The 24,012-nt window shown below is 58.4% G+C and carries 20 protein-coding genes and 2 pseudogenes; 11 read left to right on the plus strand and 11 right to left on the minus strand.

What is annotated here, in order from left to right; translation table 11 throughout:
- Nucleotides 1–110 precede the first annotated feature (110 nt).
- Nucleotides 111–725 (minus strand): histidine phosphotransferase family protein, encoded by a 615-nt coding sequence (locus tag ACZ1HM_RS11410; protein ID WP_472742881.1) that lies wholly within the window; start codon nt 723–725, stop codon nt 111–113.
- 12 nt (nt 726–737) lie between these two features.
- Here ACZ1HM_RS11410 and ACZ1HM_RS11415 point away from each other — a divergent pair, with 12 nt between their 5' ends.
- The 3 genes from ACZ1HM_RS11415 (at nt 738) to olsA (ending at nt 2,661) form a co-directional block, all read left to right on the plus strand.
- The gene (locus ACZ1HM_RS11415) at nt 738–920 is read left to right on the plus strand and encodes a DUF3553 domain-containing protein (protein ID WP_472742882.1); all 183 of its coding nucleotides are present in this window, start codon (nt 738–740) and stop codon (nt 918–920) included.
- A 152-nt stretch (nt 921–1,072) separates the two neighbouring features.
- Nucleotides 1,073–1,825, plus strand: coding sequence for an L-ornithine N(alpha)-acyltransferase (gene olsB, locus ACZ1HM_RS11420; RefSeq protein WP_472742883.1), 753 nt, complete (start codon nt 1,073–1,075; stop codon nt 1,823–1,825).
- The gene (gene olsA / locus ACZ1HM_RS11425; protein ID WP_472742884.1) at nt 1,822–2,661 is read left to right on the plus strand and encodes a lyso-ornithine lipid O-acyltransferase; all 840 of its coding nucleotides are present in this window, start codon (nt 1,822–1,824) and stop codon (nt 2,659–2,661) included. Before olsB ends, olsA begins: the two co-directional genes overlap by 4 nt.
- Here the strand turns inward: olsA and ACZ1HM_RS11430 are convergent.
- Complete coding sequence (locus tag ACZ1HM_RS11430) at nt 2,651–3,184, minus strand: PA14 domain-containing protein (protein ID WP_472742885.1); 534 nt, start codon at nt 3,182–3,184, stop codon at nt 2,651–2,653. The two genes, olsA and ACZ1HM_RS11430, sit on opposite strands and share 11 nt — an antisense overlap.
- Before the next feature lie 289 nt (nt 3,185–3,473).
- On the opposite strand from ACZ1HM_RS11430, the gene rpsB reads away from it, so the two are divergent.
- Together rpsB and tsf are read left to right on the plus strand one after the other, a co-directional pair.
- The gene (rpsB, locus tag ACZ1HM_RS11435; RefSeq protein WP_472742886.1) at nt 3,474–4,268 is read left to right on the plus strand and encodes a 30S ribosomal protein S2; all 795 of its coding nucleotides are present in this window, start codon (nt 3,474–3,476) and stop codon (nt 4,266–4,268) included.
- 75 nt (nt 4,269–4,343) lie between these two features.
- On the plus strand, nt 4,344–5,219 hold the full coding sequence (gene tsf / locus ACZ1HM_RS11440) for a translation elongation factor Ts (RefSeq protein ID WP_472742887.1): 876 nt from the start codon (nt 4,344–4,346) through the stop codon (nt 5,217–5,219).
- A 407-nt stretch (nt 5,220–5,626) separates the two neighbouring features.
- Here the strand turns inward: tsf and ACZ1HM_RS11445 are convergent, their stop codons facing one another.
- Together ACZ1HM_RS11445 and aroQ are read right to left on the minus strand one after the other, a co-directional pair.
- Nucleotides 5,627–6,382: a LuxR family transcriptional regulator gene (locus ACZ1HM_RS11445; protein ID WP_472742888.1), complete on the minus strand. Its 756-nt coding sequence runs from the start codon at nt 6,380–6,382 to the stop codon at nt 5,627–5,629.
- Nucleotides 6,379–6,819 carry a type II 3-dehydroquinate dehydratase gene (gene aroQ / locus ACZ1HM_RS11450; protein WP_472742889.1) on the minus strand — a complete coding sequence of 147 codons (441 nt, stop codon included), beginning with the start codon at nt 6,817–6,819 and terminating at the stop codon, nt 6,379–6,381. The genes ACZ1HM_RS11445 and aroQ overlap by 4 nt, the downstream gene beginning before the upstream one ends.
- 302 nt (nt 6,820–7,121) lie before the next feature.
- On the opposite strand from aroQ, the gene ACZ1HM_RS11455 reads away from it, so the two are divergent.
- A complete protein-coding gene (locus tag ACZ1HM_RS11455; RefSeq protein ID WP_472742890.1) occupies nt 7,122–8,438 on the plus strand; it encodes a cytochrome-c peroxidase in 1,317 nt (438 codons plus the stop codon).
- Between the two features lie 9 nt (nt 8,439–8,447).
- Here the strand turns inward: ACZ1HM_RS11455 and ACZ1HM_RS11460 are convergent, their stop codons facing one another.
- Both ACZ1HM_RS11460 and ACZ1HM_RS11465 read right to left on the minus strand, forming a co-directional pair.
- Nucleotides 8,448–9,923 (minus strand): CRTAC1 family protein, encoded by a 1,476-nt coding sequence (locus ACZ1HM_RS11460; RefSeq protein ID WP_472742891.1) that lies wholly within the window; start codon nt 9,921–9,923, stop codon nt 8,448–8,450.
- Between the two features lie 5 nt (nt 9,924–9,928).
- A complete protein-coding gene (locus tag ACZ1HM_RS11465; RefSeq protein WP_472742892.1) occupies nt 9,929–11,200 on the minus strand; it encodes an ROK family protein in 1,272 nt (423 codons plus the stop codon).
- Nucleotides 11,201–11,401: 201 nt separating this feature from the next.
- On the opposite strand from ACZ1HM_RS11465, the gene xylF reads away from it, so the two are divergent.
- From xylF to xylA, 5 genes and pseudogenes are all read left to right on the plus strand, one after another.
- Nucleotides 11,402–12,436, plus strand: a complete 1,035-nt coding sequence (gene xylF, locus ACZ1HM_RS11470) for a D-xylose ABC transporter substrate-binding protein (protein WP_472742893.1) — start codon at nt 11,402–11,404, stop codon at nt 12,434–12,436.
- 109 nt (nt 12,437–12,545) lie between these two features.
- Nucleotides 12,546–13,844, plus strand: coding sequence for a sugar ABC transporter permease (locus tag ACZ1HM_RS11475; RefSeq protein WP_472742894.1), 1,299 nt, complete (start codon nt 12,546–12,548; stop codon nt 13,842–13,844).
- A pseudogene (locus ACZ1HM_RS11480) lies at nt 13,841–14,589 on the plus strand (ATP-binding cassette domain-containing protein). Before ACZ1HM_RS11475 ends, ACZ1HM_RS11480 begins: the two are co-directional and overlap by 4 nt.
- Nucleotides 14,589–16,030: pseudogene (gene xylB, locus ACZ1HM_RS11485) on the plus strand (xylulokinase). The pseudogenes ACZ1HM_RS11480 and xylB overlap by 1 nt, the downstream one beginning before the upstream one ends.
- On the plus strand, nt 16,023–17,324 hold the full coding sequence (xylA, locus tag ACZ1HM_RS11490; protein WP_472742895.1) for a xylose isomerase: 1,302 nt from the start codon (nt 16,023–16,025) through the stop codon (nt 17,322–17,324). The pseudogene xylB and the gene xylA overlap by 8 nt, the downstream one beginning before the upstream one ends.
- Here the strand turns inward: xylA and ACZ1HM_RS11495 are convergent.
- From ACZ1HM_RS11495 to ACZ1HM_RS11515, 5 genes are all read right to left on the minus strand, one after another.
- Complete coding sequence (locus tag ACZ1HM_RS11495) at nt 17,315–17,575, minus strand: hypothetical protein (protein WP_472742896.1); 261 nt, start codon at nt 17,573–17,575, stop codon at nt 17,315–17,317. The two genes, xylA and ACZ1HM_RS11495, sit on opposite strands and share 10 nt — an antisense overlap.
- Nucleotides 17,556–18,296 (minus strand): phytanoyl-CoA dioxygenase family protein, encoded by a 741-nt coding sequence (locus tag ACZ1HM_RS11500; RefSeq protein WP_472742897.1) that lies wholly within the window; start codon nt 18,294–18,296, stop codon nt 17,556–17,558. Before ACZ1HM_RS11500 ends, ACZ1HM_RS11495 begins: the two co-directional genes overlap by 20 nt.
- Nucleotides 18,297–18,412: 116 nt before the next feature.
- Nucleotides 18,413–19,234 (minus strand): hypothetical protein, encoded by an 822-nt coding sequence (locus tag ACZ1HM_RS11505; protein WP_472742898.1) that lies wholly within the window; start codon nt 19,232–19,234, stop codon nt 18,413–18,415.
- Entirely contained in the window at nt 19,197–21,533 is a 2,337-nt protein-coding gene (locus tag ACZ1HM_RS11510; protein ID WP_472742899.1) for a hypothetical protein, read from the minus strand. Before ACZ1HM_RS11510 ends, ACZ1HM_RS11505 begins: the two co-directional genes overlap by 38 nt.
- A gap of 26 nt (nt 21,534–21,559) precedes the next feature.
- A complete protein-coding gene (locus tag ACZ1HM_RS11515; protein WP_472742900.1) occupies nt 21,560–24,010 on the minus strand; it encodes a hypothetical protein in 2,451 nt (816 codons plus the stop codon).
- Nucleotides 24,011–24,012: the final 2 nt, after the last annotated feature.

The raw sequence follows: 24,012 nt of genomic DNA on the forward strand, positions 1-24,012 counted from the left end.
TTGGATTTAAAGAAGGGTGAATAGCTACGCGCCCTGAAAGCCTATCAACATACAGTGTTTTCGGCAGCTTGCGGGGCGCTTCGCAAGCGCCACCCAAAGGGTTTATAGCCTCAGAACGTCAGCGACAGCTTGGTTTCTGTCGCCTCAAACGAAGCCGCACGATCCATATCAGCCACCAGCAAGGGCAACAGCGCAAATTGGACGTGCGAGGGCAGGATCTCACCATCTTGAACCTGGCCCGTCAGATGGCCCCAATAGAGCGGATCGGCATTCACCCGGTCGGCAGTGGCGGCCAAAAGCCAGCTGCCTTCTTGCTCAGTGATGGTGATATCGCCGCCATAGGGCAGGGCGCTTTCCATGCACAAAAGCCCTAGGAACACCAACCTCACCTCGGCACGCGGGGCTGGGGGTTCAACACGCCAGTGGATGTTGAGCCGACCGCCTTCGTAAAGATCGCGCAGGATTGAGCGAACCTCAGCCGGGCCCAGCAGTTGTTCGCCCGCCGCCCCAAAGGCCACGCGAAAGAAACGGATGCGCGCGCTGGCGTTGTCGACGCTTTCACCGATCAGCCCCATTTCCGGACCCGCCGGGTTGCCCGACATGCTGAGCAATTCCAACCCGTTGTTGATGGCTCCAATCGGGGATATGAGATCGTGACAGATGCGGCTGCCAATCAGCGCCGCCAGATTTGTCGCCTCGGCCCCCATCAGATTGGCACGCGGCAAAAGGAGAGACGCATGGACGATCTGAATGCAATGCTGACGCCCGGCATGCTTGTGCGCCACCCAGACCAGCCCGATTGGGGTGTGGGGCAGGTGCAAAGCAACATTGCGGGCCGGATCACCGTCAATTTCAGGGATGAAGGTAAGATCGTCATCGACAGTTTCCGCATTGGCCTTCTCCCGGTTTTTGATGACTGAAGATGCTTGCCAAATGGTTAATGGCGAAACGCCTCCTGTTTACTCAACTTTAAGATGCATCATTCTGACGAACCTTGCAAGTGTTGCGATCTTGGCGTGATTTACCTATCACCGCGCCACGCTCCGACAGATCAACGCTGGGCCATGCACCGATGACCTCCACAGACTTTCTTGTCCGGCTGGCTGAAACGGAGGCCGATCTGCACGCAGCACAACGCTTGCGCTATGAGGTTTTTGTCGAAGAGCTGGGGGGCAGCGGGCATCTGGTGAACCACGATGAGCGGTTGGAACGGGATGCGCTTGATCCCTATTTCGACCACATGCTGTTGATTGACCAGCCCGCCCAAGAGGTTGTGGGCGTATACCGTTTGATGCGGCCCGAACAGGCGGCAAAGGCGGGGCGTTACTATACTGCCGCTGAATATGATCTGGCACCGCTCATGGCTTCGGGGCGGCGAATACTGGAATTGGGACGGTCTTGTCTGAAAAAGCCCTATCGGGGCGGGTTGGGTTTGCACGCGCTTTGGTCGGGGCTGCACAGCTATGCCAAAACCCACGATATCGAAGTGCTGTTTGGTGTGGCCAGCTTTCACGGCACGGACGCCGCGGCCCTGCGCCAGCCGCTGTCCTTTCTACACCACAGCCACCTGGCCGCACCGCAGCTGCGGGTCAAAGCGCATGAGGCGGCTTTTCAATCGATGGATCTGCTGCCCGCCGCAGACATCGACCGCAAGGCGGCGCTGCTACAGATGCCAAGCCTGATCAAAGCCTATCTGCGCGCAGGCGGCAAAGTGGGCGAGGGCGCGTTTATTGATCATGAATTCAACACCACCGACGTCTGCCTGATCCTCGACACGCAAGATATGCCCGAACGTCAGGCCCGGATCTATGGTGGTGTATCATGAGCACAACCTGGAACGATAACGAGCCCCCGACAGACAGCCGGATCACCGCCCTAGGATGGCTGCGTGTGGCCTTGCGCGCGCCTCCGCTGGCGGTGCTGGTGTTTGGCGGTTTGGCGCTGTTGCTGGCAGTGCGGCTGGTGGAACGCCCGATTTGCGGCTGGCACCGACCTGTGACGCCCTATATTACCCAAGCGGTCTGCCGGGGCGCGCTGATGATCCTGGGCATCCGCTACGCGGTGCAAGGCCAGCCCATGACGGGCAGGGGCGGCGTGGTGGCAAATCATTCCTCATGGCTCGACATCTTTGCGCTGAACGCCGCCAAGCGGATCTACTTTGTCTCCAAATCCGAAGTGGCGGGATGGCCGGGCATCGGCTGGCTGGCGCGGGCCACGGGCACGGTCTTTATCGAACGCAACCGCACCCGAGCGAAGGAACAGACGGAACTGTTTCAAGAACGGCTCTTGGCCGGGCACAAGCTGCTGTTCTTTCCAGAAGGGACCAGCACCGATGGCCTGCGGGTGTTGCCCTTCAAGACCACACTTTTTGAGGCGTTCATGGCCGAAGGGCTGAGAGATGAGATCTCAATCCAGCCGGTCACCGTGAATTTTGAAGCGCCCAAAGGGGCGGATAAGCGGTTTTATGGCTGGTGGGGGGATATGGATTTTGCGCCGCATCTGCTGAGCACACTTGCACCAGTGCGGCAGGGGCGGATCACTGTGGTCTATCACCCACCCTTGAAAGTGTCAGATTATCCCGACCGCAAAGCACTAGCCCGCGCCTGCGAAGATGCAGTTCGGCGCGGGCATCTGAATGCGGCTGAAAACGTTACTTCTTGAAGGCAAAGGCGCTGTCTGGCACCGGGCCCATGCGGCCACCTACATTCCAGTCCATCATCAGACAGGCCGTGCCTTTGCGCTGAAAATAAGTGGCCTCCAGCGCATACCAACCGGCGGTGGGCACGATCACCTCTTGGACGCCAGCAGGCTCACAGGCATGGATCTCATCGTAAAGCGCCACAGGCTGGCCACCGATGCTGGCTGCGATGCCGTCATTGCTGACGAATTCGATTTCATAGGTGCCTGCGGTGTCAAAACGGACATAGCCGCTGATGGAGGCCGCGACTTTTTGGGCCTTCTTTGACGTCAACGCCAAATCACCCTCATCGTTATCCAGATAGGACAGACCTTTCAGCGGCGGCCCTGCCTTGCCTTTGCGCAGAGCCTTGTTTGCATCCGCCAGCGTGCGCACATCCCCTGGATAGGCATATTCAACAGCCAAACCTTGGGCCAGTTGGCCCGCAGAGGGTTGGGGATCTGCCGGGGTCAGCGTAACGGGGGCGGCAAATGCGCTTCCGGCCATTAGAAACGCTGTTAGGGATAGGGCACGTGTGAACATGGGGTGATGCATCCTCGGATTTCGTTAATTATCGGGAAAACACTGCGCTGAATCTGTCGCCCTGTCTATGGAAATCGCGGGGGTCGCGGAGGCGGGCGTTTTGCCCTTGTGCGAAACGCGCGGGTGTCTTATACGCCGCGCATTCAAACCCGCAGTCGGGGTTGGGCCTTTGAGGGAGACATCCTTAAACGTCCGCCGGTTGGACCACTTGGTTCATACCCCCGATGAGGCTAAACCGGAAAGGAAATGAGACATGGCTCTTCCAGAGTTCTCCATGCGCCAATTGCTTGAAGCAGGCGTACACTTCGGCCACCAGACGCAGCGTTGGAACCCCCGCATGGGTCCGTTCATCTATGGCGCGCGCAATGGCATCCACATCATGGACCTGACGCAAACTGTTCCAATGCTGGACCAGGCGCTGACAGCGATCCGTGACACCGTCGCCAAGGGCGGCAGCATCCTCTTTGTTGGCACCAAGCGTCAGGCCTCTGGCCCCATCGCTGAGGCGGCAGAGAAATGCGCACAGTATTACATGAACCACCGCTGGCTCGGTGGCACGCTGACCAACTGGCAGACCGTGTCCCAGTCCATCAACCGCCTGAAAGCGATTGATGAGCAGGCTGAGCGTGGCTTTGAAGGCCTAACCAAGAAAGAGCGTCTGGGCATGGAACGTGACCAGGGCAAGCTGCAGGCGTCTTTGGGTGGTATCCGCGAAATGGGCGGCCGTCCTGACCTGATCTTCGTCATCGACGTCAAGAAAGAAGCGCTGGCCGTGGCCGAAGCCAACAAACTGGGCATCCCGGTTGTGGCTGTGGTTGACACCAACTGCTCGCCCGATGGCATCGACTACATCATCCCAGGCAACGACGACGCGGCCCGCGCCATCTCGCTTTACTGCGATCTGGCAGCGCGCGCAGCCCTGGACGGCATGTCCGCTCAGCTGGGTGCCGCCGGTGTTGATTTGGGTGCAATGGAAGAAGCTCCCGCTGAGGAAGCGCTGGCCGAAGAGGCCCCCGCCGAAGCCCCAGCAGAAGCAACAGCCGAATAACTCGGCTGTCACGCGCTTGAAACGGGGGCAGGGGATACCTGCCTCCAAATCACTTACGAACAGGAGAACCAAGAGATGGCGATTACAGCATCTATGGTGAAAGAACTGCGCGACAGCACGGGCGCAGGCATGATGGACGCCAAAAAGGCGCTCACTGAGAATGATGGCGACATGGAAGCAGCGGTAGATTGGCTGCGCACCAAGGGTCTGGCCAAAGCGGCCAAGAAATCCGGCCGTACCGCAGCCGAAGGCCTGGTGGCCGTTAAGGTTGAAGGCGGTCACGGTGTTGCGGTTGAGGTGAACTCTGAGACCGACTTTGTTGCGAAAAACGCCGACTTCCAAGCCATGGTTGCCAGCATCGCAGATGCGGCCATGGGTGTGGCTGACGTTGACGCACTGAAAGCAGCTGAGATCGACGGCAAGCCCGTTGAGACCGTTGTGACAGACGCGATTGCCACCGTGGGTGAGAACATGACCCTGCGCCGCATGGCGTCTGTCGATGGCGAAACCGTTGTTTCTTATGTGCACAACGCAGCAACGGCTGGCATGGGCAACATCGGCGTGCTGGTCGCAATGACCGGTGGCGACGAGGCGTTCGGTAAGCAGGTTGCGATGCACATCGCCGCAACCAACCCTGCTTCCTTGTCCGAAGATGACCTCGACCCAGCGGTGGTTGAGAAGGAAAAGCAGGTCCAGATGGACATCGCCCGCGAATCCGGCAAGCCCGAGCAGGTCATCGAAAAGATGATCGTGGGCCGCATGAAGAAATTCATGTCCGAGATCACGCTGGTCAACCAGCAATTCGTCGTGAACCCCGACGTGACAGTGGCCGCAGCCGCCGAAGAAGCAGGGGCCAAGATCACTGGTTTCGTACGTCTGGAAGTGGGCGAAGGCATCGAAGTGGTTAAAGAAGACTTTGCCGCTGAGGTGGCAAAAGCTGCTCAGGGCTAAGCCTGATCCGATATTTTCCAAAAGGGCGGGACCTTCGGGTGCCGCCCTTTTTTGTTGTGTGACTTGACCGGGAGAGGGGACGGGACCCTGCTTGGCCAAAGCCAGCTCAAAACGAAAAGACGGACCCCGCTGCCGCAGGATCCGCCTTTGACCGGGGCGGGGACCCCGATGCTTATTTGTTCCGGCGGTCTAGGCGGATCAATACACCCAGACACATCCGGTACCCGCAAGAGCCTTGCAATCACAAGGGGTTACGAGCAGTTGTTCCCAGAGTTTAACCCGTTGGACGGAACAGGTTAACCTTGCGTCAGAACCATGCTTCTCACCAGTCAGGGATTCCTTACCCTTTGGTAAAATTTGAGAAACCAAGGGGAATAAGCCGCAGCTTTTGTCAGATCTGACGATCCTCAGGCATCCATGATGAACATCTGATTGGCGAAAGCGGCTTTCATCACAGCCTGTGCGGTCGTTTCAACCGCCAGCGCTTCGCGCGCGAGGCGCAGGTGCTTTTCCACCGTGGCAGCCGTTAACCCCATCAAGACCGCGATGTCCTGCATGGTTTTGCCATCCCCAACCCATTCAAGCGCTTCGCGCTGGCGCCGGGTCAAGGTGCGGTTGGGCGCGGTGTAGGGCAGGGTGAGGATTTTGAGATGAGCGATGTCATTCATCAATTTGATGTCGTCCCCATGTTTGGCCCACACCTTGTCGACATCCTCTTGCGACATGCCTTCCTTGGCCGTTAGCGCAATCGCCCCTTTGGAGCGGTTGGAGATCGACTTGAAGCTCACCGTATACCCGGCCGTCACGCCCATACGTTGGTTAAAGGCCACCACAGCTTGCTCTGCCGCTGTCATCGCCCGTTCGCGGGCCATATCGTGCATGACCGTCCAACTGCAGGCCCCATCATGGGTGAGGGCCCACCGCACCATGGGCGCATGGTAATACAGCCCGCCGCCCAGAAATTCATCCGTATAGTCGCGGCTGTGGTTGGTCAGAATGACAAAATCCTCAGGATCGCCGAGGGAGGTGGACGTGCGGTATCTTGTGAAACCATAGATCAGACGATCAAAGCCATAGTCGGCCATTTTGACCACATGCGCGTCCCACAGCTCTTCGATTGTGGGGCAATGCGCAATAGTGTGAAGATAGTCTCGTAAGCTCATGCTTTTGATACATGTTCTGTGATAGCCGTCAGCGCCAGAACATAGCCATGCGCGCCGAACCCGCAAATAAGACCAAGTGACACAGGGGCAATGTAGGATGTGTGCCGAAACGGCTCACGCGCGTGGACATTGCTCAGATGCAGCTCAACCACGGGCAGTTCCACACTGGCGATGGCATCCATCAAAGCGATGGAGGTATGTGTATAAGCGCCAGCGTTCAGCACGATGCCAGCATGTTTGTCTTTGGCCGCATGTATCTGATCTATCAGCGTTCCTTCGTGATTGCTTTGCGCGAAAGCAACCTCAACACCCAGACCTTCGGCGGCCTGGTGGCACATCGCTTCGATGTCAGCCAGCGTTGTCGTGCCATAGACCTCTGGCTGGCGTGTTCCCAGCAGGTTGAGGTTTGGACCGTTTAGAATCAGAATTGAGGACATATCGGCTCACAGCGTTTTCGCGACGTTAATGCCGCACTTGATGACCTGTCCAGAGGATGTGAGATTTGGATGGGGGATGTGCCACGGATCCAACATCTAAATCGAATAATCAGTATTATGTAAATTTAACCTGTGTAGAAATGGCCTTGAAACCAAGGCCTTCGCCTATCTGCCCCTAACATAGATCAAAACAGACGTTTTGAAATGCACCATCCGTGCAAAGCCGCAATATGCACAGCAAATGGGATTGATTGCCCGCGCGCCATTGGGCACCTTCGCGAAGAAACAACAAGGGCTTCGATATGCGCGTTGCACTGATCTCTTTCTGCTTTGCTATGTCCGCGACTGGCGCGGTGGCGAATGGATTGCCCGACGCCATCACCGATGCCGATTATCTGCCCGTCCGCTACGAAGAAGCGCTCTTGGGTCAGATGTTGTTTTATGATCCCATCCTGTCAGGCAACCGCACCGTCGCCTGTGCCACCTGCCATCACCCCAAGTTCGCGACGGCTGATGGCGTGTCGCTGTCCTTTGGCGATGGCGGCATCGGCCTGGGACCGGCGCGCCGCGCCGATCCTGACAATTGGCCAGAGAAACGCATCCCGCGCAATGCGCCCGGCTTGTTCAACCTCGGCGCGCGGGAATTCACGGTGATGTTTCATGATGGCCGTTTGCAAGCCGATCCAGATCATCCCAACGGCATGCGCACACCGATGGACGCGGACATGACGGCGGGCTTCGCGTCTGTGCTGTCGGCGCAAACGATGTTTCCGGTGCTTAGCCGGGATGAGATGGCAGGATCCTACAAGGAAAACGATGTGGCCAAAGCCGTACGCCAAGGCCGCATCGCAGGCCCCGGTGGCGCATGGGATCTTTTGGCGCGCCGCGTGGGCGGCATAGAGCAATATGCGCAACAGTTTCAGACTGTCTATCCGCATATAGATGGCCCGGAAGACATTGGTTTTACGGATATTTCAAACGCCATTGCGGTTTTCATGGCCTTTGAATGGCGCTCAGACACCGCACCTTTTGACGCCTATCTGCGCGGTGAAACAACGCTGAGCGCGCAGGCCCAAGCTGGGATGGATCTGTTCTATGGCCCCGCTGAATGCGCCACATGCCATGCGGGCAAATTCCAGACAGATCACAGGTTTCACGCGATGGGTGCGCCACAGATTGGTCCGGGCAAAGCCGCCGATTTCCAAGACCACAAGCGGGATGAAGGCCGGTTCCGTGTCACTGGTGCGCCCAAAGATCTCTATGCGTTTCGCACCCCGTCGCTGCGCAACGTGACGATGACAGCGCCGTATGGCCATGCGGGCGCGCACAAGGACCTGGCTGTCTTCATTGCCGCCCACGCGGATCCTGTGAAAGGGTTGGAAAGCTATGATCCGGCCCAGGCGGTGCTGCCGGATTTTGAAGGCTCAGACTTTGATATCCTCAATGACCCACAGCAAACTCAGGCGATCAAGGACGCGGTACAGCACGCCCCCGTTTCCTTAAGTGATGGTGACATCGCAGCGATCATTGCCTTTCTGGACAGCTTGACCGACCCCGCCGCAATCGAGGGCCGCCTAGGCATACCGGAACGCGTACCGAGCGGCCTTGCGATACCTTAGATATGCCCCTTAGGGGTATGAAATCACGTGATTTTCACCGGAGTCCAACCGATGCACACTCTCCGTGCCATCCGGCCAGATTACCGTGACATCAACCACCTTATCATCGCCCAGACCAAAGTGCTGCGGGCCCGTTTTGCCGCCCCCATGCCCTCCGCCTACAACAACCTGAACGGATTGCGGCGCGCCCTGCCCTGATACGCTGATCCGCGCGCCGATGGCGTCCACATTCGGTCCAACCTGACGCAAAGAGATACCGATCCAACTGCCAACATCTTGCGTAACGTTTCGGTAAAGCTCCATGCCCGCACGGCGGTTCACCACCGCGATATCCAGCCGACCGTCGCCATCAAAATCGGCCAAGGCACCGCCACGCGATCGCGCCATGCTTGCGATGCCAGCCTCAGCCGCGGTTTCTACAAACCGGCCATCTGGCTGCTGCATCAGCAGGTTGTTGGGATCACGCGTGGCCATGCCAGGCATTTGATCCACGTTGCCTTTGGTCAGGAACAAATCCGGCAGACCATCATTGTCAATATCGCCAAATTCCGCATGCCAACCGGTTGAAGGGCGCCCATCGCCGCCAGTATGGGGCCGTTGCGCATAGGTGCCAATATCGAAAGGCGCCGCCACATAGCTGCCATCGGGCTGGGCCAGCTGCAGCACCTGATCCCCCATGGAGGTCAGCATAACCTCATCCCGGGCATCACCGTTCAAATCCCGGCTGGCAATCCCCATGCCCCAGAGCGACACCTCAGGCCAACCGTCGGCCTCATTCAAGAAGCGGCGCTCTGAGATGTCCCACATCTGCTCAAATCCGCCCTTCACATAATAATGTCGGTCGTTGGAAATCCGCAGGCTCAACCGTCCCCGTGCGTCGCGCGCGGCGAGCATGGACAAGGGGCAAAACCCCGGTGCAAGCACCTCGGACTGATAGACGCCATCTTTGGGGCGCAGGATTTGATTTGTATCGCAGGCCTCAAACGGGCCATCCGCATCCGTCCGGTCGACATAGTTGCCAATGGCCATGGTGGGCAAAGCAGCACCGACATCCCACCAGGCGGTGAACGCCGTGCTCCACTGCGGCAGCGCAGGAAGGGCCCACTCAGCGCTAGCATCATAAAACCTGCAGCTGCCCTGCCCCCGCAACAGCACATTCGGTCCGGCGCGCAGGATGAAAAGATCCATATGCGCATCCCCGTCGACATTGAGCGGATACGCCCCGGTTACGCCCGTCAGATCGGTTTGTTCCAAACGGTCGAAAGTGAAATCGCCCTTGTTAATGAACAGGGATGCAGGGTTGGCACCGCCTGCGGCAAACATCTCGGGCAGGCCGTCTGCGTTGCAGTCGAAAACGGCCAATCCACCGCCCACGAAATGCTCCCATCCGCCGCCATAGACATGCGCTGCCACCTGATCGGAGCGGTCTTCAAAGAGCGGTGCCGCTGTGGCCCCCTGCCCCAGTACCGCCAGGATCAGCGCCATCCGCCTCACGCGGCGCGGGCCTCACCGCCGATCAGTGTTGCGGTCATCTCAGACAATGCCAAAGCAGAGGCACCCCGCGCCCACACCAAATCATCCCAGGCGTTGATCGCCACCTGACAGGGCCGACAGCCTTCGTTCAGGGTCAGATCCCGCATCGAGGCCATCAGCTCTTCGGCATAGAACTCCGCATAATGCAGCCGCCCACCAGACAAGATAATCAGCGCAGGATCAAAGAGTTGCACCACATTCGACAGCCCCAAAGACAAATACCGGCTGGCCCTGCGAAAGATCGTGTCAGCGCCCGGATGGCCCTCTTTTGCTTTTGCAAACAAGGTGGCCAGAATTTCAGCGTTGCTTTCGGAATTATCAAAGCTTTGCCCCAGGGCCGTCGCCGCCTCACGGGTGAGCGCGTAGTCGGCCAAATAGGCCTCCAGGCACCCGCGTTGGCCGCATTGGCACAGCGCGCCATCCAACTGAACCTTAGTGTGGCCAAGCTCCAGCCCCATGCCATGGGCCCCGCGGTAAATCTGGTTGCCCAGGACCAGCCCCATCCCAACGCCGCTTTCCACAGTAACAACCGCAAAATCAGACAGCGCCCGCCCCTGCCCGAACCACAGCTCAGCCAGCGTCAGCATGTTGGCATCGTTATCCAGCATCACCGGCAGGCCCAAACGGTCGCGGCACACGGTCATGAAATTCTCTTCGCGGGTCTGCAAAAGCGACGACCAGACCACATTGCCGGAGTGGTGATCGACGATACCGGGCAGACCAATGCCCACCGCTTTGACGTCCCGCAGCGTCTTGTTGGCACCTTCCAGCAGCTTTCGGATCAAGGCCTCTGTTTCATCCAGCAGCAGCGACACAGACCGCCGTGTGTCTGACGACGGCAACTCAGCATCGGCCACGACATGGCCCGCAAAATCAGTCAACACTGCCGTATGACGTTTGAACGCGAGCTTCACGCCAATGACAAAGGCGGCTTCTGGCACCACCTCAAGGGCCACCTTGGGCCGGCCCCGCCCCTGTTCGCGGGGGAGACGTTCAAATTCACGCAAAAACCCAGCCGCGATCAGATCCGCCGTTAGGGTGGTGGCCGAGCCTGCGCTGATCCCCAAGGCGTTGGTGATATCAGCTCGCGCGATGTGGCCTTCGGCACGAACCAGTTCAAAAACCTGCTGGCGCAAAGGACGCGGTGAATGTTGGCCGTGCCGCAGCAGCGGGCCACAGCCCTCGCCCTGGGTGTCTGGCACACTCTCTGAGATTAAATTTACCGACAAAGCTAAATCCTCACCACAAGACCGAATATTTCGCCCTCTGCGCGCAGATTAGGCAGCAAATTTTCAGTTGGCGAGAAAAATTTTGCGATTTTGTAATTTTTTATTTTGACAGCTAAATTAATTTAAGGGAGGTTACTGCGACGGGTTTGACGACTCGCACCGCCTGAGGAGAGACAGGCGATACAAACAAGGGAGAGACTTATGAAGAAACTGCTTTTGGCAGCTGCGTTGACGGCGACGTCCCTGGGGACAACCGTTTACGCTGACGGTCACGGTATGACGGTTGGCGTAAGCTGGTCGAACTTCCAGGAAGAACGTTGGAAAACAGACGAAGCGGCAATCAAGGCTGCACTGGACGCCGCGGGGGCCAAATACATCTCCGCAGACGCGCAATCCTCTTCGGCAAAACAGCTTTCGGATGTTGAAAGCCTGATCGCACAAGGCGTTGATGCCCTGATCATCCTGGCCCAAGACAGCGCCGCCATCGGTCCAGCCGTTGACGCAGCCGCTGCGGAAGGCATTCCAGTTGTGGGCTATGACCGTCTGATCGAAGACAGCCGCGCCTTTTATCTGACATTCGACAACGTCGAAGTGGGCCGCATGCAGGCGCGCGCCGTGCTCGCAGCGCAGCCTGAAGGCCGCTATGTCATGATCAAAGGCTCTCCCACCGATCCAAACGCAGACTTCCTGCGCGGTGGTCAGCAAGAGGTGCTGCAGGACGCGATTGATGCAGGCAAGATCACCATCGTTGATGAGGCCTATACTGATGGCTGGCTGCCCGCCAACGCGCAGCGCAACATGGAACAGATCCTGACGGCAAACGACAACGGCGTTGACGCGGTTGTGGCCTCCAACGACGGTACTGCCGGCGGTGTTGTGGCGGCGCTGACCGCTCAGGGCATGGAAGGCATTCCAGTATCCGGCCAGGACGGCGATCACGCCGCGCTGAACCGTGTGGCACTGGGCACGCAGACCGTGTCTGTCTGGAAAGACGCGCGCGAGCTGGGCAAAGCCGCAGGTGAGATTGCCGTGTCCTTGGCAGGCAGCGATGGCGACATGTCCGCCGTCGGTGACGCCATCGAATGGGAAAGCCCCGGTGGCACCAAGATGACGGCCCGTTTCCTGGCACCCGTGCCGGTCACGGCTGACAACCTGTCCGTCGTGGTCGATGCTGGTTGGATCGGTAAAGACGCACTTTGCCAGGGTGTAAGCAACGGCCCCGCCCCTTGTAACTAAACTCCCCTACTGGTCCGCAGCACCTGCTGCGGGCCAGACCCCTCGATTTTTCCACTCAGATACGTCACCTTCAACCGGCCTGACATCTCAGGCACGGGAGGAATAGGCAATGTCCGCAGAAACCACTGACACCCCTCGGGCCGCCCCAAAGCGCAGCCTGTTTCAAACTCTAGAGCTCGATACGCGCCTGCTTGGCATGATCGGGGCCTTCATCCTGGTCGCCCTTATCTTTAATGTGCTGACCGATGGACGGTTCCTGACACCGCGCAACATCTTCAACTTGACCATTCAGACCGTCAGCGTGGCGATCATGGCCACTGGGATGGTGTTTGTGATCGTCACACGCCACATCGACCTGTCCGTGGGCGCCGTTCTGGCCGCCTGCTCGGCGCTGATGGCCATGACGCAGGTGCGGTTTTTGCCCGGCACCATGGGGCTTGAGCTGGGGCACTGGGCCATTCCATGGATCACGATTGCCGTGGGCCTTGCCCTGGGCGCGTTGATTGGAGCCTTTAACGGCTGGCTGGTTGGCTATCAGGGCATCCCCGCCTTTATCGTAACACTTGGCGGCTTTCTGGTGTGGCGCAATGTGGGCTGGTATCAGACCGGTGGCCAAACCATTGGCCCGCTGGACCAGACCTTTATGATGTTCGGCGGGATCAACGGCACCTTAGGCGGCACGGCCAGCTGGGTGATCGGCATCCTGGCCATTCTGTTCACGGTCTTTGCGATCTTTAATGCCCGCCGCACCAAAGTATCCCACGGCTTTCCCGTCAAACCCATGTGGGCCGAAGTCACACTGGCGGGGATCGCCACCGCGTCCATCGCTGGCTTTATTGGCGTGCTGACCAGTTACAGCGTCCCCGCCCGCGTTGTGGCCCGTGACCCCGCGAAATACGGATGCGAGGTGGCCGAAGGCTGCACGCCGGTCTACGGGCTGCCGATCTCTGTTTTGCTGCTGATTGCGATTGCCGCTGTGATGACGATGATCGCCCGCAAGACCCGCTTTGGCCGCTACATCTTTGCCACCGGTGGCAACCCGGACGCGGCAGAGCTTTCTGGCATCAACACGCGCATGCTGACGGTTAAGATCTTCACGCTGATGGGGGTGCTGTGCGCGCTGGCGGCTGTGGTGGCCTCCTCGCGGCTGGCCAACCACTCAAACGATCTGGGCACGCTGGATGAGCTGCGTGTGATCGCAGCTGCGGTGATCGGCGGCACGGCGCTGTCTGGTGGCATCGGCACGATCTATGGCGCAATCCTGGGCGCACTGATCATGCAATCGCTGCAATCGGGGATGGCCATGGTGGGCGTGGACGCGCCGCTGCAGAACATCGTTGTGGGCGCCGTGCTGGTTGTGGCCGTCTTTATCGATATCCAATACCGCAAACGCATGGGAGCCAAATGATGACGCCCTTAGTTGAGATGAAAGACGTCTCCATCGCCTTTGGTGGCGTGCAGGCTGTGGACAAGGTCAGCATTACCCTCCACCCCGGCGAAGTCGTGGGCCTGCTGGGGCACAACGGCGCGGGGAAATCAACGCTGATCAAGATGCTCTCTGGGGCCTATAAGATGGACAGCGGAGAGATTTGGATCAACGGGACCAAAGCGCAGATCAGCTCCCCCGGGATGCGCGCCGGTACAACATTGAGACGATCTATCAAACGCTGGCGCTGGCAGATAACCTTGACGCGGCCTCCAACCTCTTTTTGGGGCGTGAGCTGACCAATGCCTTGGGCTTTGTGGATGATGATCGGATGGAGGCAGAGACGCGCAAGATCATGGCGCGCCTAAACCCGAATTTCAAAAAGCTGAAAGAACCGGTCTCTGCCCTTTCAGGCGGTCAGCGCCAGTCGGTGGCAATTGCCCGCGCAGTCTATTTCAACGCCAAGATCCTGATCATGGATGAGCCGACTGCCGCCTTGGGCGTGCATGAAACCGCCATGGTGGCCGAGCTGATCCAGGAGCTGAAAAAAGAAGGCCTGGGCATCTTCCTGATCTCGCATGACACGCGCGAGATGATGGAGCTGTGTGACCGTGTCGCCGTCATGAAAAACGGCCAGATGGTGGGCACCGAACGGGTTGAAGATGTGACCGAAGATGACATCCTGTCGATGATCATCTTGGGCAAAAACCCAAAGGCAGCGGCGTAATGTACATCGGATTGGATCTGGGCACCTCATCGCTGAAAGCGATCCTGATCGATGATGCCCAGACCATCCTGGCCGAACATAGCGTGCCGCTCACGGTTCAGCGTCCGCATGACGGCTGGTCGGAGCAAGACCCGCAAAGCTGGTGTGATGCAGCAACGACGGCGCTTAAGGCCCTGACATCACTGCATGATTGCAGCCGCGTCACCGGTATTGGCCTTTCTGGTCACATGCATGGTGCCACCTTGGTGGGGCAAAATGATACCCCACTTCGTCCTTGCATGTTGTGGAATGACACCAGAAGTCACGCAGAAGCTGCTGAAATGGATGCAAATCCTGCATTCCGGCAGATCAGCGGCAACATCGTCTTTCCGGGCTTTACCGCACCCAAGGTCGAATGGGTCCGGCGCAATGAAAAAGATACGTTCGATAAGACTGCCAAGATCCTGCTGCCAAAGGACTATCTCAGGCTCTTTCTGACAGGAGAGCATGTATCAGAGATGTCGGATGCCGCTGGCACCTCTTGGCTGGATACTGGCGCACGCGACTGGTCTGATACGCTGCTGGACGCCTGCCATCTGGACCGCACGCATATGCCGCGCTTGGTCGAAGGCTCAGCGCCCTCCGGCCGCTTGCGCAAATCGCTGGCCGATACGCTTGGCTTGCCCCAGGCGATCGTGGCCGGAGGTGGCGGTGACAATGCGGCCGCAGCCATTGGCGCGGGCGTGCTTGAGGCGGGCACCGCCTTTCTGTCCCTGGGCACCTCTGGTGTTCTGTTTGCCGCCAATGAAAGCTACCGGCCTGATGCGGCCTCTGCGGTGCATACGTTTTGTCATGCCCACCGCGATGTCTGGCACCAGATGGGGGTTATTCTTGCCGCGACAGATGCGCTGGAATGGCTGTCGCGCCTGACGGGTCAGTCCGCCGCCGCGCTGACGGCTGATCTGGGCAAGGTGCAGCCACCGGGCAAGACGCTGTTCCTGCCCTACCTCGGCGGAGAGCGCACCCCGCACAACGACGCCCATATCCGGGGCCAGTTCCTGAATTTGGATCACGCAACCGATGCGCCTGCTGCCGCGCGCTATCCTGCAAGGGGTGAGCTATGCCTTTGCCGATTGCAAAGACGCGCTTGCCCAGACCGGCACCAAGATCACCCGCGCGCTTGCGCTGGGAGGTGGCGCGAAATCCGCCCATTGGGTTGAGATGCTGGCAAGCACGCTGAACATCACCCTTGATGTGCCCAAAGCCGGTGACTTTGGTGCAGCCACTGGGGGCCGCCCGTCTGGGCATGATGGCGGCCACCGGTGCGGGCGCCGAAGTGGCCACCCTGCCCCCGATCGACCGCAGCGTTGATCCAGATCCCGCCCTTTGCGACACGCTCGCTGAGGGGCATGCCACCTACCGTAATGCTTACCAACTGCTCAAAGGCCTTCCCCATGACTGACTTTTTCCAAGGCATCCCCAACATCCGCTTTGAAGGCCCTGAGGCGGAAAGCGATTTTGCTTTCCGGCACTACAATCCTGATGAGATGCTCATGGGCAAATCTATGAAGGAACATCTGCGTTTCGCCTGCGCCTATTGGCACTGCTTTGCCTGGCCGGGCGGCGATCCCTTTGGCGGGCAAACGTTCGACCGGCCCTGGTTTGGTGACACGATGGAGCTGGCCAAGATGAAGGCCGATGTGGCCTTTGAGATGTTCAAAATCCTCGACGTGCCGTTCTTTTGTTTCCACGATGCTGATGTCCGTCCCGAAGGCGCGAATTTTGCTGAGAACGCCAGCCGCTTGGATGAGATTGTCGATGTCTTTGCCGCAAAAATGGAAGAGACCGGCACAAAGCTGCTTTGGGGCACGGCGAACCTTTTCTCACACCACCGTTTCATGGCCGGAGCGGCCACCAACCCCGATCCAGAGGTCTTTGCCTTTTCCGCGGCCACGATCAAATCCTGCATGGATGCCACGCATAAGCTGGGCGGCGCCAACTATGTGCTTTGGGGCGGGCGCGAAGGCTATGAGACGCTGTTGAACACCGACATGGGCCGCGAACGCCAACAGGCGGGCCGGATGCTGCAGATGGTGGTGGAATACAAACACAAGATCGGCTTTGACGGCGCAATTCTGATTGAGCCCAAGCCGCAGGAACCCACGAAACACCAGTATGATTATGACGTGGCGACGGTGTACGGCTTCCTCAAGGACTTTGGTCTGGAGAACGAGGTCAAGGTCAACATCGAACAGGGCCACGCGATCCTGGCGGGCCATAGTTTTGAGCATGAGCTGGCGCTGGCGCGTGAGCTGGGCATCTTTGGCTCCATCGACATGAACCGCAACGATTATCAGTCCGGCTGGGACACTGACCAATTCCCCAACAACGTGCCGGAAATGGCGTTGGCCTTCTATGAGGTGCTGCGCGCAGGTGGTTTCACCACGGGCGGGACAAATTTCGACGCCAAGCTGCGCCGCCAATCGCTTGACCCAGAAGATCTGATCCTGGCCCATGTGGGCGGCATGGACGCTTGCGCGGCTGGGCTCAAGGCCGCTGCGGCGATGCTGGAGGATGGCAAGCTGGAGGCGGCGCGTGATGCCCGCTATGCAGGCTGGGACGCGCCAGAGGGGCAATCCCTGATGAACTCTGACCTTGGCAGCATCGACGCGATGGTGCGGGCACAAGACATAAATCCGTCCCCCCGCTCAGGCCGTCAGGAACGGTTGGAGAACTTGGTGAACCGCTACTTGTAACGGCGGTTTTCGAAAAAGCCGTGGTGCATCCAGTGATGATCCGGAGAGGCCGCGTGCGCGCGCACATCCGGGTTCAGCGCCAAATAGCGCTCAGGGTCAAAGTCCGCAGGCAAAACCGCCTGCGGCACGGCTGATTTAAGCTCATCTGATTTCAGATCGACCACATTGTCGCGGAAATGCACATCGCCGGACTGATATTCGGACAAAAGCGGCGTGTAGTAATCACAGCCCTCAAAATAATAGTGGGTCACCTGGCTCCAACGGGTGCGGTTGAGATCCTTGCGGGCCGCCCCCGTGCAAGAGGTTATAGACCCAAATCAGCGCCTGCCCTTTCCTGGCCAGAAAGTGATCCGGCGGTATCTCTTGCCCCGCCAGCGACTGATCCCAAAGCGTCTGTACCGCCTTCTGCGTGCCACCTGAGAATTCTGCGGGCTGTGCGTTGGGGTGTTCCAACGGATGCGCGCCCATGTCGATGCCATCCACGTTCTTCAACCGGTGAGATTTGGGATAGAAAACCAACGGTCCGGCATCGCGGTGAATGTCCTCTAACGCGACCCAGACGCCGCACATGAACCCCTTGGGGTAGGACGAAAAATGCACGTCATCTGAATGCACGGGCTGTTGGGTGCCAACGGAGAAATCGAGCGTCTGAAACGGAAACGCTTTGCGGCCATAGACCTTGCTGAGCAAGTTCTGCACCGCCTCATTCCCGGCGATCTGCCGGACGGCGGGCAGATCATGGTCTTGCACCCGCACGGATTTATCACTGTTGCCTCCGGTCTCCCCCGGCCCGCAAAGCTGATCTTGCAGATCAGCAATGATGGTATCCGCCAAACTATCGAAATCAGATTCCGGAAAATCAATGACCGCATAGCCCTTGGTGCGCAGGTCTTGCGCCACGCGCTTTTCCTCAGCGCTCCAATCCTTTTGGTGCTTTTCCAGGTCTGCCTGTTCAAAAAGCGGGATCTGCATAACGGGATGACGTCCTTGGTTGGCCTGGTGGGCTTAGGTACCCCTTGCCAAACTAAAAATGTGGGGGCCAGAGGCCTGGGCGATGCACGAAGCATGGCCCCCAATACAACCAGAAGTCAATGTGCGCGCTTTTTCTGCTCCGCTTTGGCGATCTTTTGCACCTCACGCCACCGCAGTTGGGCCATAGCGGTCATACTGTCGATATACTTTCCCATCTCCATGTGCCGCTCACCCGCTTCATCCATCGGCGTATAGGCTTTCAGCGCCCGCGCCAGGGCACCCACGCTGTCGATCGCAGCACGCTCGACAGCCTCGTCTACCGCCGCACCGGGTTCGGCCAGACCGCGCAGGCGGGTCAGCTCGAAATAGGCGGTGTCCGCGTCTGACAGGCAGCCCTTGATCGCGCTGACGTCATTGTTGCCCAACTTCGGTGATGCCTCCGTCATGGCTTTGAGCACGAAGCGGCAGAAGCTTTTGTAACTCAGCTCCACCTCGCCAGGGTGCCAATCGTTCTTCATGGGGACAGCTTTGACGATCACCGGATCATCCGAATAGAGCGCTTCGAGGTATTCGACCAATTTATCGACGTTGGTTTCAGGCTGCGCCAAAGTGGCCTCAGTGATGTTGCACTTGCGCATGGCTTCGCGGGCGATGACGTTGCCATCATGCAGCGCACCATAGGCCATAGCGTATTTTGACAGGGTCGCATTGCGCCGCATTGCCATGCGCGCGGCTTTACGGTCTTGGGGGTTCTCCAATGCTTTTTTGTAAGTATTCCAAGCCCTTACGAATTCAGCATAATCCTGCACCGCCCAGGCCGCCGCAAAGGTGGCAGAGGTCGCAGCCGCCCCTGAGCTGATGGCCAGGCCAATCGGCGCTGCGGGCGACAGTTTGGTGGCCTCACCGGCGATCTTGACCGCACTGGATGCCGATCTCAATCCGGCCCCGCAACACATGGCGCTTTTCCAGACCGTAGCGGTTCATCATCGCATCCAGTTGCACGGTGGCAGCTTTGCTGGCGGCTTCGGTGTTTTCTGTCCAGATGATCAGTTGCTCGGCGTGTTTGACCGCCTCTGCGATCTTGAACGCCATCTCAGCGCAGGCACTGGCCAGCCCCATGCCCGGGACCATGTCCGCCAACAACTGCGGCCCCTTGGTGCAGATCTTCTGGGCCAGTTCGAACATCTTTTTGTCGCGCTGCACGATGGCGATCATCGTCTCAATAGATTTCAGACGACGTTCTTCGGCGCGCGCAATCTCTGAGGCATCGCCGTCCGCCGGGCTCATGCCTGTGATCAGCAGCTCGTTAAAGTGCGCGTCGTCTTCGGCCATAAAGGCGCGCAGACGTTCCTCTTCACTGCGCGCTGCGGCTTCATCACTGGCCTCTTTTGCTGCTTTCAGTGCGTCCAACTGCTCTTTGGTGATGGCGGATGCACCGTCTCCGGCCAGGGTGATCATTTCATTGGCCGCTGCTGCCGCGTCGCTTTTGACGACCTCATCCAGTTTGGCGAGCGTCTTGGTCAGCGCCGCGTCTGTATCGGACGGATCGACCTCCCCTGCCAAGGCCTCAATATTGCTGCGGGTGCTTCCCAGGGCAGATTGCAGCGCCTTGTTCAATTCTGCCTCTGCGGCGCCCAGGTTTGGCGGATCGGCGCGCATCGCATCCAGGAACTTGGATCCTGCAACGGCTGTTTGGATGTTGCTTTCAATCAGCCCGCCAATGGCCTCCAAATCAGAATTGCCGATCTTGCCCAAGTTGGTGTTGATGGCGGCACCGATGTCCTCAAACGCACCGGTATAGTCTCCGTCTGCCAGTTTCGTGCCGATCTTAGCACCGGAAATGGCCCCGCTGATGGAGTTGTTCACCGCGAAAGCGATATCTGCATCCACGCCTGCGGCCTCCAGCGCTTCTGCCACTGCCGCCCCCATGAAATCAGTGACCTTAAAGGCGTCACGTTCAACCACAGCACCCTGCAGCGCCTCGGCCCCTTCGCCCAGCAGCTTCACCACCAGTTTGATCTCGGGCGATTTCACAAAAACGCTGATCTCTCCCATCATGACATTGATGGCGGTGCCAGGTTCAGGCGGCTTTTTCGACAGCGCCTTGGCCACCTTGGCTGCGGCCCCCATTCGGGCCACTGCGAAACAGATCTGATTGCCGATCTCTGCCAATGTGTCATCCTGGGTCGCCCCAAAGCTTGAGGCAATCGCCTCTCCGAACTGTTGGAACGCCGCTTCAAAGTTGCCCTTGGCCAGTTCCACTCCAGCTGAGGCCGCCCGTGTGGCCCCATTGATCAGACCGTGAATGAGGGACGCCGTCTCATCTGCAACCCCTGCGCCTTTCAGAACGCTCTCAAGCGCATCGTTAAAGACATCCATGACCTTGATGCCATCGCGGTCTTTCACCACCAGCGGCACGATATCGCAGGTGGCGGTAAAGGCGACGTCGATCAGGCCAATGATCTCTGTGGCCTCTTCGATGCTGGCGACAACCTCCGAATTCCCAGCCAGATCAGCGGCAGTGCCGGCAAAGCTTGCAACGCTGCCCGCCGCCTTGATCACATGGCCGCCGATGTCTTTGACAGGTTGGAATTTCTCCAGGAAAATATCGGCATCCGACATGTTGCGCGAATGTTCTTGCAGCCTTGCTTCATAGGCCTCAGATGCGCCGGCAAAGGTTTTGACAACCTCTGAGTATTTGTCGGGGATCATGTTTTCGGGGATCACCCCTTCGCGCATCAAGGGCTGCCACAGATCTTCGGCCATGCGCTTGTTTTTCAGATCAATCATCGCCTGCTGTTCATGGGTCGGCAGATCAGGATCGTAGATCGAATTGCCTTCGGCATCCACAAACGGGGCCTTGTCGAGGTCGATCTTGTAATACTCCATCTCAGCAAGTTCGCGTTTAACGACCATGATCTTTTCGAACTCAATATCGAGAAGCTCTTTTTGATCGCCGCTGATGCCCTTGCTGCCTGGCATGTCGTGATAGGTGTCAATCTCTGCCAGCGGATCGTGATTTTCAATGTCCAGCAGCGGCATGTTCTTGCCGCTGGCCAGCTCAACCTGGACGCTGGCGAAGGCCCCTCGCACTTGTTCGGCACTTTCTGATTGCAGCAACTTGTCATCAATAAGTGCCATCGCCTCGGTGCGTTGCACGCGGTCGCGTTCGGACTGACGCGAATTCGTCACGGCATCGGTAATCTGACCAACCCACTGAAGTTTATCGTCTTTCATGGCTATCCCTCCTGGGACGTGCAGGCTTAGATGCCGCGCAATACTTCAAGTTCAATTTTGTTCAGGCTGAGCGCCAGAGTTGAGCCGATGCCATCCACCTTGAACGGGTTGCGGATGGCATGACGCATCAACATGTTTGACGTCAGATATCCCCGGTAAAGCCGGACCTGGCGCAGTGCGGCCTCTCTGGCTTTTTTGCGCCGGTTCAAATCACTGGCCGTGGATCTGTCCCCCAGAACGGCTGCAGCGGCATCAAAGGCGTCATCTGCAAAGATCCCGGACACGACCGTGAGCATGCGCAGATCATCTTCGAGCTTCTCTTGATCAATGTCCGGCTCATCCACAGCCTCGCGGTTCACCGTATCAATCAAGCGCTCTATACCGTCGCGCATGTCGCCCGTGGCATGTTTCCAGAAGGCGGGCATCTTTTGCAGCCAGTCAAAGTTATCGACCGCTTTGGGCGGTGCCCCCATCGCCTTGGTCATGCGGAACTTCACCCGGCTGTGCATTTCTTCGGCGGCTTCCAGATCATTCTGGGCCTGGGTTTTGGCCGCTTCGCTAAGCCGTTTGATGTCGCCGTATTCCTGTACAGTCTCTTCTGACAGCGTCGCATCAGAGGCCAGCCGGTCGATCATTTCCTCAACCTTTTCGGACTTGCTGACGAAATCAGCGACAGCGGCTTCATGCGCTTCCCGCTCTGCCACTGCTTTTGACTGATCATCCAGAACATGGGCAATCAGGTTCAGATCAGCCGGTGAAACAGCGGTCGGTGGGCGGCTCCGCGTCGCATCACGTGCGCGCTGTGCCGCAGCCAGCCAGCCCTCTAACTTGGCGTTTAGGGCATTCAATTTTGTCATTGTAAAACTGTGGGTTGTGGGATCTTCTGAAAGTATATTTTCTTGGATCTCAGCAAGTTCTTTCGCAGCGGCACCCTCGTAGGTGATCCGGGTAACTTTGAACACGCGGTTCAGCGCGGTTGAAAGACGCCCATGTTCATCTTTGCCGAAATCATAGATGAGTTGGCCAAGTTCTTTAGTCCGTCTTGCCGCCTGATCCGCAAGACGGCTCGCCCCCCTACGCCAGGCCTCCATCTCGTCCACCTTGGTGGCAAAGGCAGTGGCCTCAGATTTGAGCGTCACAAAGGCCATATGTGCATCTTGCGGGCTCATAGTCACCCAATCGTCATTCAGCTCCGTAAATTTGGTGCGCAACGACGTATACATTTTGGGCAAAACAGTTTTGCCTTTGGGCGAGCCTTCGGAAGACACGCCACCCAAAATAGGTTCAATTTCTTTGATGAGGTCCGCGATAGATCGATTGAGCGTATCCGTCAGGCCCAGTTCATTGGCCAGGACGGAGGCCGAAACCAAGATGCCCTGCAAAGGCTGCAACGCCGACAGGTTTTTACCCCGGCTGTCATCTTGGGCGTTGTCGATGGTCTGTTTGGCAATCGCAATCAGGTCGTCGTATTCCGCCCGCTGTTCGGGGCGCGTGGCACCGCCAAAACCCTCTACCATGGCCTCAATACGGGCCAGTTCCGTCTTATGGGTCTCTAATTCTGTATTAAACTTCGCCAGATAGCGATGCTTTTCGGCCTCCGCGTCGCGCTTCCAAAGGTCCAAGGCCGAAACGCCAACGTCATAAGCCCCGGTCGCGCGGGTGTCTTTTCTGACGCCGGTGAGGTCCTTTTCCAGCCGCATAGCCTTCGGATGGCCCCAAAAGGCCAGATCCTGCATCAGCGCTTCGCATTCATCCAGCGCAGCGCGGTAATCCCGGTCCGAGACCAAGACTTCACCCGCGCTTCCAAGTTCCTCATCTGAACGCATCAGGCGTTCAATTGCGCCGCGCGCTGCGTCCCGCGCCGTGCCGATCTCATTGAGCGCGTCATTCAGAGCGGTTTGATAGGCATCCCCTGTCAGATCCCCTGAGTAGAGCGCTGTGAGCTGAGCGCGCCCTTCTCTTTGCACCTGTGACAGCGCCATCACCTGAGGCAGATTAGCGGGCTCGAGCGGACCTTTGTCCCCCTCATCCTCACCCCCAGACAGTTGCGCGGCAAGCCGGGCCACCAAAAGCTCATCATCCGCCGCACGCGCCGCCATGACCCGCAGTGCTTCTTGGTAGGGGACGAGTTTGTTTTCCGGATCAGACGCCGCGCGCCGCATCGCATCACGGGCGGCACGGACCTTGCCAAGCAACGTCTCAAGCTCTCCCACACCTTGGGCAAAGGTGCCCTTGGCCATGGTGTCGGTGTTGATTTCGTCAAATTCCTCTCGCAGCGTCGGGTAATCGGGTGCCAGCTGTATCTCAAAAAGCGCGCTGTCCAGCAGAAGCTTCTTTTCTTCAAACGCCGAATAGTCAGCAAACAGTTCTTTTTTGTCTTGCCGTCGTTTGATCCGGCGGCCAATTCTGCGGCGTCTGGCAGGTAGAAATTGCTTTAAAAATTCTCTCTTTTCGTCACTTAGGTCTTTCCAGGGCATCA

This window comes from Sulfitobacter sp. GN1-4, assembly GCF_055693825.1.

Bases quoted from the DNA above. Each gene is read 5' to 3' on its own strand.
- ACZ1HM_RS11415 (WP_472742882.1), top strand. From the start codon at position 738: ATGGACGATCTGAATGCAATGCTGACGCCCGGCATGCTTGTGCGCCAC.
- olsB (WP_472742883.1), top strand. From the start codon at position 1,073: ATGACCTCCACAGACTTTCTTGTCCGGCTGGCTGAAACGGAGGCCGAT.
- olsA (WP_472742884.1), top strand. From the start codon at position 1,822: ATGAGCACAACCTGGAACGATAACGAGCCCCCGACAGACAGCCGGATC.
- ACZ1HM_RS11430 (WP_472742885.1), bottom strand. From the start codon at position 3,184: ATGGCCGGAAGCGCATTTGCCGCCCCCGTTACGCTGACCCCGGCAGAT.
- rpsB (WP_472742886.1), top strand. From the start codon at position 3,474: ATGGCTCTTCCAGAGTTCTCCATGCGCCAATTGCTTGAAGCAGGCGTA.
- tsf (WP_472742887.1), top strand. From the start codon at position 4,344: ATGGCGATTACAGCATCTATGGTGAAAGAACTGCGCGACAGCACGGGC.
- ACZ1HM_RS11445 (WP_472742888.1), bottom strand. From the start codon at position 6,382: ATGAGCTTACGAGACTATCTTCACACTATTGCGCATTGCCCCACAATC.
- aroQ (WP_472742889.1), bottom strand. From the start codon at position 6,819: ATGTCCTCAATTCTGATTCTAAACGGTCCAAACCTCAACCTGCTGGGA.
- ACZ1HM_RS11455 (WP_472742890.1), top strand. From the start codon at position 7,122: ATGCGCGTTGCACTGATCTCTTTCTGCTTTGCTATGTCCGCGACTGGC.
- ACZ1HM_RS11460 (WP_472742891.1), bottom strand. From the start codon at position 9,923: ATGGCGCTGATCCTGGCGGTACTGGGGCAGGGGGCCACAGCGGCACCG.
- xylF (WP_472742893.1), top strand. From the start codon at position 11,402: ATGAAGAAACTGCTTTTGGCAGCTGCGTTGACGGCGACGTCCCTGGGG.
- ACZ1HM_RS11475 (WP_472742894.1), top strand. From the start codon at position 12,546: ATGTCCGCAGAAACCACTGACACCCCTCGGGCCGCCCCAAAGCGCAGC.
- xylA (WP_472742895.1), top strand. From the start codon at position 16,023: ATGACTGACTTTTTCCAAGGCATCCCCAACATCCGCTTTGAAGGCCCT.
- ACZ1HM_RS11500 (WP_472742897.1), bottom strand. From the start codon at position 18,296: ATGCAGATCCCGCTTTTTGAACAGGCAGACCTGGAAAAGCACCAAAAG.
- ACZ1HM_RS11510 (WP_472742899.1), bottom strand. From the start codon at position 21,533: ATGAAAGACGATAAACTTCAGTGGGTTGGTCAGATTACCGATGCCGTG.
- ACZ1HM_RS11515 (WP_472742900.1), bottom strand. From the start codon at position 24,010: ATGCCCTGGAAAGACCTAAGTGACGAAAAGAGAGAATTTTTAAAGCAA.